Source organism: Anabaena sp. CCY 9910, from assembly GCF_963920875.1.
In the GTDB taxonomy this organism is placed as follows: domain Bacteria; phylum Cyanobacteriota; class Cyanobacteriia; order Cyanobacteriales; family Nostocaceae; genus Trichormus; species Trichormus variabilis.
The window spans coordinates 58,255-71,803 of sequence record NZ_CAWUDJ010000034.1 but is presented as its reverse complement, the minus strand read 5'-3'; the positions used below and the strand labels follow the sequence as shown (position 1 = coordinate 71,803).

The window sequence follows — 13,549 nt, the reverse complement described above, 5'->3', positions numbered from 1 at the left end:
GGTATTGATGTTCTCACCTTCCAGTCTCATTCTCTTTAATTCACATTAGACGTAAGTCAGTTTTTAGCTACCACCTCTCACGAATTACGCAACCCCTTAAATATTATTATCAACTGCGTACGTTTAGTTAAGGATGGCTTGTGTGATAATCGAGAAGAAGAAATAGAATTTCTTCAGCGTGCAGATGAAACAGCTATACATTTACTAGGAATTATTAACGAACTACTTGATATTTCTAAGATTGAGGCCGGGAAACTTTCTGTAGTTAGCCAACCTTTAGATTTACGGCAAACACTTTTAGAAGTAATCAATTTACAGTCAGTCAATGTTCAACAAAAAGGCTTGCAACTGAAAACCAACTTAGGCACAGAACCCATTCCCGTAAAAGCGGATGCAGCTAAATTAAAACAAGTATTAATTAATATAATTGGTAATGCTACTAAATTCACCGATGAAGGTGGTATTAGTATTGCGACAACCATTCAAACTCGAATTGATGGTAAATCGCAAGTGATGGTTAGTATTACAGATACCGGTTTAGGAATTGAACCTGCTCAACAACATAAACTATTCCGTCCCTTTGTGATGGTGAACGGTAGCACCACACGAAAATTTGAAGGTACAGGCTTGGGATTAGCTATTTCACGCAATTTAATTGAACTTATGGGTGGTACTATCACTTTGGAGAGTGCTGGTATAAATCAAGGTACAACAGTTAATATTACTTTGCCATTAATTGATATCTCTTTATTAGGTTTATCAGCCACAGATAATAATAAAAACCAGAAAAATTCAGAAGGAGATGAGGAAATTAAGGGAACTGATTCCTTCTCCTCTAAGCATCCAGAAGCAATACCTTTAGATTGTAATGAAAACTACGGATCTAAAAAAACAGAGTTAGAAGAGTATACTGATCTAGAGCGGGTTAATCTTTTTGTAATTCATAATTCCTAATTCTTAACTGATTAAGCTATGACGCTTTTAAATTAACGTGAGTCTCCAACAGAGGCGCACCTACGGAGTCTGGGATGGAGAGGGGGTTTTAAATTTTTTTTCGTGTTGTATTAGTTGTGTAAATTATTATAAATTTTATTGAAGAGAAACAGATTGGCCGCCTTGTTGGAGAGATGTAGTTAGAGCAGAGAGAATTTTGACTAACTCTGTACCTACCCAACCAGAAGAAATGCTTGGGGGTGTATTCTGGAGAACAGAAGTAATAAAGCGATCGCAAACTCGTTGTAAAGGTTCGCCGACTTTGAGTTCTAATACTTCTCGGCTTTGATTTACAGGCAAAAATAGATTTCCCTGACGTTCAAATTCACCATGCAATAAAGTCAATTGTGATGATGGTGACATTTCATCAAAAATTAAAGTGCCAAGGCTTCCTACCACCGCCAGGCGACGCTGCTTATCATTATTCAACCAGCACAAGTGAATATACGCTTTAAAACCATCGGGGTAAGTCAACGTTACCCAAACTAAATCGGCTAATTCTGGGGATTGGGGATTGGGGATTGGGGACTGGGGATTGGGCGAAAATCTTGCAGTCAGTTCTCCCCCTGCCTCCCCTGCCCCCTGCCCCCTGCCCCCTGCCTCTTTCCCCTCACCTTGCAACCAAACTGTACCCGTCGCCTGTACACTCACAGGTACTTTACCTAACCAGTTGTTAAAGATGGCGATATCATGGATGGCTAAATCCCATAAGGCATCAACATCTTGACGGACAGGGCCTAAATGGGTGCGTGTAGCATAGCCATAACGTAACTCACCTAATTTACCAGCCTGAACGACAGTTTGACCTTCCTCAACGGCTGGGTGAAATAGATAGGTATGATCCACCATGAGTATTAATTGCCGTCGTTCTGCCAATTGGCAAAGTTCTTGGCATTCTGTAGGGTCTAAGGTTAGGGGTTTTTCTGCCAGAACATGATAGCCTTGAGCCAGAGCGTCTTTAATTAAAGCGTAGTGAGTGGTAGCTGGAGTGGCGATCGCTACTGCTGTTAATCCTGGTACTTGTTGTAAGTCAGACCACTGAGTTGTTAATAGAACATTTTCAGGCAAATTAAACTGCTGCTTAACTACAGCCAACCTTTCTGGATGGGGGTCAACTATTGCCACAACCTCCGCTTGCGGATGTGCTAAAAAATTCCGCAACAAATGTACTCCCCAGCGTCCTACCCCGATAACAGCGATTTTAGTCATTGGTCAATAGTCAATAGTCAATGGTCATTAGAAGCTAGTTGTTTTATATACAGCTTAATAACAACGTGATTCACCGACAAAAGCGCACCTATGGGAAGTGCGAAAGAAAACTTTCTGTTTTCTTAGAAGTTCGACAAGTTTTTTTTGACCTCTCCCCCAGCCCCTCTCCGACGCGGAGAGGGGCGTAAAGAGCTAACTTAGGGACTTCCAGATAAAAAAATGTCTAAAATTTAGGGTGCGTTAGTGCGAAAAAACCTAGCTGTACCAAGAAATTATTCATACTGACGCACCCTAATAACCGTCAATTTGGAATAATTTATTTTTTGGTCTTCCCTTATCTCTTATGTTTGTTATTAGTTAATAGTCACTGGTAAATGATGAAGCGTCAATAGTTACGTGTAATTGCTTTTGACTATGGACTATTGACCAATGACTATTGACCGCCAATTTCTTCTGGAGGAGTGATAGCCAAAAAGGCTACTTTGGCGGCTGCTTGTTCGGCGGCTTTGATAGAGCGTCCTTTGCCTTCACCGAGTTTGTTACCGTGTAACCAGACTTCGGCGGCGAAACGTTCTTGGGTGCGGTTAGCTTGATTGATTTCGACGACTCGATATTCAGGTAACACCTTAAATTGTGCTTGCGTCCATTCTTGTAGCGCGGCTTTGTAGTTGAGTCTGGCGGGGTCGAGGCGAATTTCGGCTGCTAGTTGGCGAAAGTGAACGTCTAACCAAGGGCGAATGAGTTCTAGATTAGAAGTGCTGAGATAAAGCGCACCTAAAACAGCTTCAAAAGCATCTGCTAATCGGGACTCCTGACCAATTTTGTCACTGGTGGCACTGCCAGCAACCAATAAATGTAATTCTAAACCATATTCTCTGGCTAATTGGGCGAGGATGCGATCGCTCACTAATACTGAACGAATTGCCGCAAAATCTCCTACAGGGCAATCAGGATAAGTCTCCCATAGCATCACAGCAGCCGCTAATCTTACCACTGCATCACCAACAAACTCCAACTGTTCATAATTGGCTGATTCAGACACAGTAGGATGAGTCAATGCCAAATCCAGCAATTCCCACTTAATGGGTGCTGTTGTTGGCAGACCTAATTTTCTTACTAAACTTTCGAGTTGCCTTTGTCGGCGGGGATACACAAGAGTCATTTGTTAGTTGTCAGTTGTCAGTTGTCAGTTGTCAGTTGTTAGTTGTCGGTTGTCAGTTGTCGGTTGTCAGTTGTCATTGGTCGTTTTTTTGACTAATGACTAATGACTAATGACTATTGACTATGGACTATTGACTATTGACAAAAAGAGGAGAGAGTTGGTAGTAAGCCGGGTTCTGTTCTCTGTGTAAATTGCTTTACACGAGGGCGATTATCTATCTGGGACGTTTGTTACCAAACGCCTCTAGCGGCTCTCTGATAACGGAACTGGTAAAAGACCAACCATAGTTCCTTCGGCCTTGCTCCCAACCGGGGTTTACCGAGCCAGTACCTCTCGATACTGCTGGTGCGCTCTTACCGCACCTTTGCACCCTTACCAAAATTGAATTCATAACTAAAATGCACAATCCAAAATTGTTCATTTTGAATTTTGAATTTTGAATTTTGAATTGTTTTGGCGGTATTTTTCTGTGGCACTATCCTCACGATCGCTCGCACTGGACGTTATCCAGCAAGTCTGGTCTTTCGGGAGTCCGGACTTTCCTCAAATCAGTTAAACTAACTGGTCTGCAACCGCCAACGCCTACTCTCTCCCTAGCTCCAGTGTAATCTTGGATGGTGTCTTGTGTCTGTTTTGCTTATTTCTTTTTATTCCAGGGTAGGGCGTAAGTCCAAGGTAATTTTCTGATAGTGAAGGGGCAATTAATAATGGATATGGGAGGAAATTCTGACCCAGGAGCAAAACCTGCACGTACTTTAGTTACGCGCAGTACTAGTTGTAGGGAAAAATCTATTTCCTTACCTCTATTCATGAATTCGCTATGCAATTTTTTCTGGGGTGGCCCGCCTTTTTGTAACCCTGTAATATTAATTAAGGGTTTTTTCGCTGAATAAGTGCCGGTTTCTTTGTCACGCTCGAAGACATCTTCGGCTGTAATTGACTCTGTTAATGTCTTTTTCGGAACAATTAAACTAGGGCTTTGTGGTACGGCTAAATCACGGGTCAAATCTGGTGATTTTCTAATAACGCGCCGTGATTGTTTGGAATGTTCGACTACTAAAGAGCTATTGTCCCAGTCTACATAAATAGCGACATCATCAGATTTATTCTCAATGCTGATTGAGAGGTCTTTAACGTCATCATAGGAGTTAGAGGCTGCAAGTTTAAAGGATATACCAATTTTGTCGTCTAGCTCTTGCTCCTTTAGTTGGTCATCTACTACGGATTTTTTAAACTCATATTTGATGCGATCGTCAATGGCATCAACCATGCGATTAAATATATAAGATACACCGATAATATAGATTGTTAAGACAAGTAAATTTTGGTCAGTACTCCTGGTCATACTTAATATATAAACTCCATATAATAATTTTTCTTACCCAACCCCTTGGCAAAGTTCAATATTAATCACGCTCAATCATAGAAGAATTTTCTAGCCAACCTCGTTTCCAAAATAGAAAGAGTAATGCAAAAGCGATCGCTCCCATAACTCCTAAGCACAGGGGATAACCCCAATACCAGTTCAACTCAGGCATATTGTATGGCGATTTTTCTGTATTGAAATTCATGCCATATATACCTGCAACAAAAGTTAGGGGAATAAAGATTGATGAAACGACTGTCAGTAGTTTCATGACTTCATTCATTTTGTTACCAACTGCTGATAAGTATACATCCATCAACCCAGAGGCTAACTCGCGGTAGGTTTCCACCATATCCATGACTTGTACTGCATGGTCATAACAATCGCGGAGATAGATTTGCACCTCTGGGCTAATTAGTTGACTGCGATCGCGTATCAAAGAATTAATCGCATCTCGTTGCGGCCAAATAGCGCGACGCAGTTGTAATAATTCGCGCCTGACGTGGTAAATTTTTTGCAGTGTTTGGCGCGTAGGACTAACAATTACCTCTTCTTCTAAATCCTCAAGTGCTTCTCCGTAACGTTCCAGAACTGGAAAAAAACCATCAATAATCGCATCAAGCAAAGCATAAGCTAAATAATCGGCTCCTTGGCGACGGATAGTCCCTTTACCTTTTTCAATTCGCATCCTCACGCCTTCAAAGCAATCATGCTCTGGTTCTTCCTGAATACTTAACAAGTAGTGCTTACCTAAGACTAGACTGACTTGCTCACTATAAAACCCAAACTCTCTTTCCTTCGGTACAACCATCCGGGCAATAAATAATAATTGGTCGTCGTAATCCTCTGTTTTAGGACGTTCCGAGACATTCACCACATCTTCCAACACCAGAGGCGGTAATTCAAAAATTTGCCCCACTCGCTCTAAGATGTCTTGATTACCCAAACCCTGGACATCTACCCAAGTCACAGATTCCGTATCCAAATAGGGAACGCATTCTTCCGGGGTTGCAACTCGCCGGTGAGTAAAATCAGTTTGGTTATAGTCAATTAAATCAATTTCTGGTGGCGGCGCATCTGCATCAATAATAATGGTTCCGGGGATGGTTCCAGGGTAGTGATAGAACTCATCTTTGTATGGTTTATTGACTACTTTGGCAAAGCGACGCAGTTTTCTAATCATGCAGTTATACCCGATACTTATTCATTGAAAGAGTCAAGAGTCAATGGTCAATGGTCAAAAGTTCGCTTCTCTCTCACTGCCTCCTGAGTGCTGAGTAAGAGTTTCTTCCCCTACACCCCTAAACCCTTATACCCCTACACCCTACTTCCTAGTTCCTTATTCGTCAGCCTGACCGCAAGGTAAACTGTTGGAATTGATAAAGTTAAGCTACGCAAAGTTAAAAATAGAGTCCTATGCCTGGGTTTTTATTGGAAGTTGGAACAGAAGAATTACCTGCAAGCTTTCTCAGTGGTGCGATCGCTCAGTGGCGATCGCGGATTCCCCAGAGTTTAGCAGCTAATAGCCTCACCAGTGAATCTGTAGAGGTCTACGGGACTCCCCGGCGTTTGGCAGTACTCATCACAGGTTTACCATCCCAACAGCCAGATCGGGAAGAGGAAATCAAAGGCCCACCAGCTCAAGCAGCTTTTAAAGATGGTCAACCAACTCCAGCCGCCGTCGGTTTTGCTAAAAAGCAAGGGGTAGAACTAGAGGCATTAGAGGTACGCCCCACGGATAAGGGGGAATTTGTCTTTGTCCAGAAAAAAACGCCCGGTCGTCCTGTGGCAGAAATTTTAACCGAACTTGTCCCTCAATGGATTTATCACCTAGAAGGTAAGCGGTTGATGCGTTGGGGTGATGGGGATGTTAGGTTTTCTCGTCCCATTCGTTGGCTAGTTACTTTATTAGATGAGGCGATTTTACCCCTGGAATTGGTGAATGGTTCCTTGACAGTGAAGAGCGATCGCATCTCCTACGGTCATCGGGTTTTACATCCCGCACCGATTACAATCCACCAAGCCAGTGATTATGTCAACACACTGCGTTCTGGTTATGTAACTGTAGATGCTAAGGAACGGGCAGCGATAATTAAGGAACAAGTAGAAACTACAGTCCAAAAATTGGGCGGTTATACAGAAATTTACCCAGATTTGTTAGAGGAAGTTACTAACTTAGTAGAATGGCCTTCCCCAGTAGTCGGTAAATTTGAAGAAGAATTTTTAACCTTACCAACGGAAGTAACGACCACCGTTATGGTGAGTCACCAGCGTTATTTTCCTGTATTCAAGACTGGGGATCATAAAGAACTTTTACCTTATTTCATCACCGTTTCTAACGGCGACCCCACTAAATCAGATGTGATTGCTGTTGGTAATGAAAGAGTGATTCGGGCTAGATTAGCAGATGGTCAGTTTTTCTATAAAACCGATTTATCCAAGAGTTTAGAAACTTATTTGCCCCAATTAGAAACAGTCACCTTTCAAGAAGATTTGGGATCTCTACGTGGCAAGGTAGAGAGAATTGTTAAGGTTGCTGCAAAAATTAGCGCTCAACTGCAATTAGGAGAAAGCGATCGCCAACATATCCAAAGAGCCGCTTTATTATGTAAAGCTGACTTAGTAACCCAAATGGTGTTTGAATTCCCAGAACTACAGGGAATCATGGGACAAAAGTATGCTGTAGCTAGCGGGGAAAGTCCAGAAGTTGCCACAGCAATTTTTGAACATTATTTACCACGAGGAGCCGATGACATCTTACCCCAAACCCTCACAGGTCAAGTCGTCGGTTTGGCAGATAGACTCGATACCTTAGTGAGTATCTTTGGCTTGGGCTTAATTCCCACAGGTTCATCTGACCCCTTTGCTTTACGCCGCGCCGCCAACGCTGTAGTTAACATTACTTGGGCTGCTAATTTACAAATCAACTTAGCTAGTTTACTGGCACAAACAGTCACCGAATTTGCCACCCAATACAACAAAGACCAAGCACCATTAATCACAGCCTTAAATGAGTTCTTTTTACAACGTATCCGCACTTTATTGCAAGAAGAAAAGCAAATTGACTACGACTTAGTTAATGCAGTATTGGGAGAGAATGACGAAGAGTATCAAGCAAGGGCATTACAGGATTTACTAGATGTGCGCGATCGCGCTCTCTATCTGCAACAAATCCGCCGCGACGGTACACTAGATAAAATTTACGAAACCGTGAACCGTTCCACACGCCTAGCAGCCCAAGGTGATTTAGATACCCAACAGCTAGACCCCATATCTGTAGTCCGTCCCGAACTATTCCAAAAGCCTTCCGAATCAGCTTTTTACGATGCTTTGCTCAAGCTAGTACCCCAAACCCAAGCAGCACAACAGTCACGCAACTATCAATTGTTAGTAGCGGGGTTGGTGGAAATTGCGCCTACGGTGAGTAACTTCTTTGATGGGGCGGATAGCGTTTTAGTGATTGATCCCGACCCAGAAATCAAGCGCAATCGTTTAAATATCCTGGGATTATTGCGGAATCATGCCCGTGTGTTAGCTGACTTTGGGGCGATCGTGAAAAATCTGTAGTATAAAGCAATAAAAAGTGGTGTAATTTTTGCCCATTAAGCGCTACCATTATGAGTGCTTAACCAGGGAACTCTGCCACAGTCTATGTCCAAAGCCCATGTAGTTGGATTAGGAAAGTCCGGTGTTGCTGCGGCGAGATTGTTGAAACGGGAAGGTTGGGAGGTAGAGCTAAGCGATCGCAATACCTCCGATACCCTCCTTAAACAGCAACAAGAACTCGCTAAAGAACAAATCACAGTTGAATTAGGGTATTCGCTAGATTTTGCTGGTGCTTTACCCGATTTGATTGTTGTTAGTCCTGGCGTTCCTTGGGATATTCCCGCCTTAGTCAAGGCGCGCGAATTGGGCATAGAAACTATCGGCGAAATGGAATTGGCTTGGCGACATTTAAAGTCTTTGCCTTGGGTAGGAATTACCGGCACTAATGGCAAAACTACCACCACTGCTTTAATCGCCGCTATCTTTCAAGCAGCCGGATTCGATGCCCCCGCCTGCGGTAACATCGGTTATGCGGCTTGTGAAGTCGCCCTAGCAGAAACGCCCCCCGACTGGATAATTGGGGAAATGAGCAGCTATCAAATAGAATCTTCCCTTACCTTAGCCCCCCATATTAGTATCTGGACAACCTTCACCCCAGACCACCTAGCCCGTCATAAGACGTTAGAAAACTATTACGACATTAAAGCCAAGTTATTACGTCAATCTCATTTACAAGTGTTCAATGGTGATGATGCTTACCTATCTAAAATAGGTGCAAGTCATTGGCCGGATGCCTATTGGACAAGTGTCAAAGGAAAAGATTACCTAATTGGTGAAAAGGGCTTTTATATTGAAGATGGCTGGGTGGTAGAACAATTACAGCCAAACTCCTCACCTCACAGAATTGTTGCAGCTGAAGCTTTACGTATGGTAGGGGCGCACAACCTACAAAATCTCCTCATGGCAGTAGCCGCAGCCCGTTTAGCAGATATTCCCCCCCATGCCATTGACAAGGCGGTGCGGGAATTTCCAGGGGTTGCCCATCGATTGGAACATATCTGCACTTGGCAAGGCATTGACTTTATCAACGACAGTAAAGCTACCAACTACGATGCGGCGGAAGTAGGTCTAGCATCGGTGAAAAGCCCAGTGATTTTGATTGCTGGTGGTGAAGCCAAACCAGGGGATGATGCAGCTTGGTTAGCGAAAATCCAAGGGCAAACATCAGCCGTATTACTCATTGGCAACGCTGCACCAGCATTTGCCCAACGCCTACAAGAAATCGGCTATACCAATTATGAAATTGTGGAGACGATGGAACAAGCGGTGAGGCGATCGCTAGACTTAGCTAAACACCATCAAGCCCCCGTAGTCTTACTATCCCCAGCCTGCGCCAGCTTCGACCAATACCCCAATTTTGAAGCACGGGGCGATCATTTTCGTCAATTGTGTCTGGAATTGGTAGGGTCGTAAGGGGAGCAGAGAAGAATTAGTTATTTTTTGCTGGCAACGGGAGATAAATGGTAAAGGTTGCCCCTTGATGGGCAGTGCTGTTGGCTGTAATACGTCCTTGATGGGCTTCTATAATTCGTTTAGTAATTGCTAGTCCTAAACCGCTACTTTTACCTGTGCGTGAGGGATCTGTTGTATAAAACTGTTCAAAAATTCGGGGTAAATCCTGTTCCCGAATGCCATTGCCTTGGTCTTGAATTTTGATAACTGCTTGTTTACCGTCGCTGTAGCCAGAAATCAAGACTTGAGAATCAGGTTGTGAGTGTTTGATGGCATTATCCAGTAAATTCAAAATGGCTTGTAATAGGCGTTCTGGATCACCTTGGATGAGTAAATCGGTTACTTTAACTTGCAATGATACGCCAGCAGCCTGCATTCTAGGTTCCATAGCATTAACCGCACGGTTGATCAAACCTGATAATGATAAATTTTGCTGTTCTAGCTGGCTGACCCCCGCTTCTAAGCGTCCTAAATCTAACAGGTCATGAATCAGTCGTGATAAACGTTTAGTTTCATTTTCAATTGTTTGAAAAAAGCGATCGCGCAATTGAGGTTCCTCGTAAGCTCCCCCTTTCAGTGCATCTACTGTCACCTGAACATTGCTAATAGGTGTGCGGAGTTCATGAGAAACATTTGCCAGAAAGGTTCTGCGCTCTTGGTCTAGAGAGGCTAATCTTTCACTCATCCGGTTCAGTTCCACCGCTAGCTGATCCAATTCATTATTCTCATGGATAATTAAGGTATCGCCAAATTGACCACTACCCAACCGAATTGCGAAGTTACCCATAATTTCAATTGGTCTAGAAAGACTGCGAGCAAAGCGCGTGCTAATCAACGCGCATAAAACGATAGTTAACGCCAAGCTACCCAGCACACTAACAATCACTCTTGCAAACTGACGCTGAAATTGCTCCAAAGTAATTGACATTCGCAGCACACCCAGAAATTGACCGTTCCGCATAATGGGTTTGGCAACATACAGGCGATCTTTACGCGATAAAATACCTTTAGCGACCCCCTGGGATTGACGTTTTTGCAGAGCCTCAGCCATTCCCGGAACTGCGTACCAGTTTTGAACTTGTTGATCTAAATTGGGATCAGAAGTGGCTAGCAAGCTACCTTTCTGATTAAAAATACGGAGTGTAAGGTTTTGTGGTGCACCATATCTCTGCACTAATAGATTGACGCGTTGCAGATTTTTTTCTTCCAAAGCATCTGCTACACTCTCGCTCAAAGCATTTGTCCAGTTCTCTAAGTCGCTTTGTCGCGATCGCATAAAGTAAACATGGAAAGACCAGAGAATATAGCTGGCCATACAGGAAGTCCCCAAGACTATCAGCAGCAGATAAGTAGCTAACAACTTGGAATGAATGGTATTTAATTTAATAGCAGGCCGCCAGCCTTTCATGCTGGCTGCTCTCCAGCGCGACGACGTAACACGGCTTTAATGCGTGCCAAAAGCTCACGGGTATTGAATGGCTTGGTGACGTAATCATCTGCTCCCGCTTCCAAACCCCAAATTTTATCTATGTCTTGATCTTTAGCTGTCAACATTACTATTGGCACGTCGGAAAATGCCCGAATGCGCCAACAAACTTCCATTCCGCTTACTTCTGGTAGCATCAAGTCCAGCAAAATTACATCCGGTACTTGTTTATGGAATTGTTTAATTGCACTCTGTCCATCTGCGACGGTCGTCACTGTATAGCCCTCTTTTTGTAGGGTATAAGCGAGACTTTCACATAGGGCTACTTCATCATCTACCAGTAAGACGTGGGGCATTTGTCATTGATCATTAACTCCTAAGTATAGACTGACAATGAGTGAGATTTTTGGCATCTTTCTAGAGATACAAAGTGAACTACTTTGCTGCTCTCCCATTCCCAATTAGTGTTGATGTACTCGCTCAAGTAACCAAATTGAAGCGATCGCCCCGACAAAATGGGCAGCAATACCATTGATATTTGCTACCATGACAAACACATCCAGCGCCCTGATAATTTTGTTGGGGTCAGTAATGGCAACTCCCGGCGGTTGAGAAATCGATTTTGCGATGAGTACACCCAAGGTTGCACCAGCACCTACAAGGGTTAGTAGTATTCCCGCTAAACTTACTATTATTCCTAGCCTAATAGCCGCGCTGGTATCTGCCTTACTTGGATGCAAAGCTGGATTAGGATTTGCTAAATGCTTCCCGATGCGGGTGTAACGAAAATCCCAATAAACGCTAAATAACAAGGCTATAAGACCACAAACAGCCCAAAATATCCCAATTCCTAAACCTGCATTCGGTTGATCGGTAAAGCCGCGACCAGTGGAGGCAAATAGTAAAACTAAACCAGTTACCACAGCCAGCCCCAATTGTACCCAAAGGATAATCCAGCCTGTGAGCCGAATTGTATTGGCAATTCCGTATAGTGTTGGTGCTACAGATGGCATTCCACTTACAGTAGACGATGACCTTCCGCCCACCGTCGGCGATCGCATTTCTGATTCCGCTTCCATATCAATTTCCTTGGCTCATCCCCCAACCACCACGATATTTCTCCTCTTGTATACATACCCCCACCCACAGACAGAACCCCCCTCCAGCCTGGAGACATAAAGTTGTCTATCTCAAACTTAGGATTGATGAGTAATTGGGGTTCTAATTGCCAAAATATAGGCAGAATAAGGCATATTTAAGCGATACATAGCATTTGCTAAGGAATAAGGGGCATGATTAAATCTTGGATGGTGATTGGTGGTGTGGCTATTTTGGTAGCCTTGGCTGCTAATGTAATGACACCGAGCGATCGCAAGTGGTTCAACCGCCTGCAAAGACCCAGATGGCTAACATTTGAAGCAGCAATCCCAGTAATCTGGACTGTAATTTTTATCTGTGGTGCTTGGTCTGCTTATATTGTGTGGGAGAAAAACCCAGGAACCAATACAACGTGGCTCATCATGGGTTTATATCTGCTATTAGAAATTGTAACTATTGCATATACACCTGTGATGTCTAAGCTCCGCAGTCTTCGGGTGGGTACAATTGTCGGAGGTACAGGTTTAGTTGTCAGCATAATTTTAACGCTGGTCGTCTTAAATATTTCTGGTTGGGCAGCATTATTACTAGTTCCTTATTTGCTGTGGAGTCCCATCGGTACTTACACTACTTGGCAAATGGCTCATCTCAATCCTCAAGATGCTTAATCTTCTTACTAACGACTGATTAATCCCCTATCCGCGATTGTCAAACTGTCAGTATATGACTGGACAAAAGCGTAGGGATAGGAAAAAGTATGATTCCCTCTTGGTTAGTGATTGGGGCTGTAACTTTCTTAGTCGCAGTTGGGAGTTTCTTTATTACGCCCCGCGATGTTAAATGGTTTGCTCAATTAAGTCGCCCCCGATGGCTAGTTTTTGAGCAATTTATCCCCTTGATTTGGACTGTAATTTTTATTTGTGGTGCGGCTTCCGCCTATGTTGTTTGGGAACACGATCCAGGCGGTATCATCACTTGGCTACTAATGGGTTTATACCTTTTAGTAGAAATCATCACCGTAACTTACATACCTTTAATGTTGAGATTTCGCAGTCTCAAAACAGGAGAAATTATTGGCTTAAGCGGTTTCATCGCAGGTATTGTGTTGGCGATCGCCGTACTTCCCATTTCTGGACTAGCAACTGTATTACTGATTCCCTATCTACTATGGAGTCCCATCGGCACATATACCACCGACGAACTAAGGCAACTCAATCCCGAAGACGCTTAAACTCAG

General features: G+C 43.4%; 11 protein-coding genes, 1 other RNA gene and 1 pseudogene. 5 read left to right on the top strand and 8 right to left on the bottom strand.

All coding sequences use genetic code 11. From position 1 onward, the window contains the following. Positions 1–54 precede the first annotated feature (54 nt). A pseudogene (locus ACM5QX_RS21655) lies at positions 55–954 on the top strand (sensor histidine kinase); the annotation flags it as partial. A 135-nt stretch (positions 955–1,089) separates the two neighbouring features. Here ACM5QX_RS21655 and ACM5QX_RS21650 read toward each other — a convergent pair. The 5 genes from ACM5QX_RS21650 to corA form a co-directional block, all read right to left on the bottom strand. Next, on the bottom strand, positions 1,090–2,202 hold the full coding sequence (locus ACM5QX_RS21650) for a Gfo/Idh/MocA family protein (RefSeq protein ID WP_414755434.1): 1,113 nt from the start codon (positions 2,200–2,202) through the stop codon (positions 1,090–1,092). A gap of 433 nt (positions 2,203–2,635) precedes the next feature. Then, positions 2,636–3,364 carry a ribonuclease III gene (rnc, locus tag ACM5QX_RS21645; RefSeq protein ID WP_414755433.1) on the bottom strand — a complete coding sequence of 243 codons (729 nt, stop codon included), beginning with the start codon at positions 3,362–3,364 and terminating at the stop codon, positions 2,636–2,638. Between the two features lie 148 nt (positions 3,365–3,512). Further along, positions 3,513–3,954, bottom strand: an RNA gene (rnpB, locus tag ACM5QX_RS21640) — RNase P RNA component class A. A 47-nt stretch (positions 3,955–4,001) separates the two neighbouring features. Next, positions 4,002–4,709: a hypothetical protein gene (locus tag ACM5QX_RS21635; protein ID WP_414755432.1), complete on the bottom strand. Its 708-nt coding sequence runs from the start codon at positions 4,707–4,709 to the stop codon at positions 4,002–4,004. Positions 4,710–4,770: 61 nt separating this feature from the next. Further along, on the bottom strand, positions 4,771–5,913 hold the full coding sequence (corA, locus tag ACM5QX_RS21630) for a magnesium/cobalt transporter CorA (RefSeq protein ID WP_414755431.1): 1,143 nt from the start codon (positions 5,911–5,913) through the stop codon (positions 4,771–4,773). A gap of 233 nt (positions 5,914–6,146) precedes the next feature. Between corA and glyS the strand changes: the two genes are divergently transcribed. Then, positions 6,147–8,297, top strand: coding sequence for a glycine--tRNA ligase subunit beta (gene glyS / locus ACM5QX_RS21625; RefSeq protein WP_414755430.1), 2,151 nt, complete (start codon positions 6,147–6,149; stop codon positions 8,295–8,297). An 84-nt stretch (positions 8,298–8,381) separates the two neighbouring features. Further along, positions 8,382–9,749: a UDP-N-acetylmuramoyl-L-alanine--D-glutamate ligase gene (gene murD / locus ACM5QX_RS21620; RefSeq protein WP_414755429.1), complete on the top strand. Its 1,368-nt coding sequence runs from the start codon at positions 8,382–8,384 to the stop codon at positions 9,747–9,749. A 16-nt stretch (positions 9,750–9,765) separates the two neighbouring features. Here the strand turns inward: murD and ACM5QX_RS21615 are convergent, their stop codons facing one another. The 3 genes from ACM5QX_RS21615 to ACM5QX_RS21605 all read right to left on the bottom strand — a co-directional run bounded on the left by ACM5QX_RS21615 (position 9,766) and on the right by ACM5QX_RS21605 (position 12,293). Then, the gene (locus tag ACM5QX_RS21615; protein ID WP_414755428.1) at positions 9,766–11,196 is read right to left on the bottom strand and encodes a sensor histidine kinase; all 1,431 of its coding nucleotides are present in this window, start codon (positions 11,194–11,196) and stop codon (positions 9,766–9,768) included. Further along, the gene (locus ACM5QX_RS21610; RefSeq protein WP_011317648.1) at positions 11,193–11,570 is read right to left on the bottom strand and encodes a response regulator transcription factor; all 378 of its coding nucleotides are present in this window, start codon (positions 11,568–11,570) and stop codon (positions 11,193–11,195) included. The genes ACM5QX_RS21615 and ACM5QX_RS21610 overlap by 4 nt, the downstream gene beginning before the upstream one ends. 105 nt (positions 11,571–11,675) lie before the next feature. Next, a complete protein-coding gene (locus tag ACM5QX_RS21605; protein ID WP_414755427.1) occupies positions 11,676–12,293 on the bottom strand; it encodes a DUF3611 family protein in 618 nt (205 codons plus the stop codon). 213 nt (positions 12,294–12,506) lie between these two features. Between ACM5QX_RS21605 and ACM5QX_RS21600 the strand changes: the two genes are divergently transcribed. Together ACM5QX_RS21600 and ACM5QX_RS21595 are read left to right on the top strand one after the other, a co-directional pair. Next, positions 12,507–12,980, top strand: a complete 474-nt coding sequence (locus ACM5QX_RS21600) for a TspO/MBR family protein (RefSeq protein WP_414755425.1) — start codon at positions 12,507–12,509, stop codon at positions 12,978–12,980. 89 nt (positions 12,981–13,069) lie between these two features. After that, positions 13,070–13,543, top strand: a complete 474-nt coding sequence (locus ACM5QX_RS21595; protein WP_414755424.1) for a TspO/MBR family protein — start codon at positions 13,070–13,072, stop codon at positions 13,541–13,543. Positions 13,544–13,549: the final 6 nt, after the last annotated feature.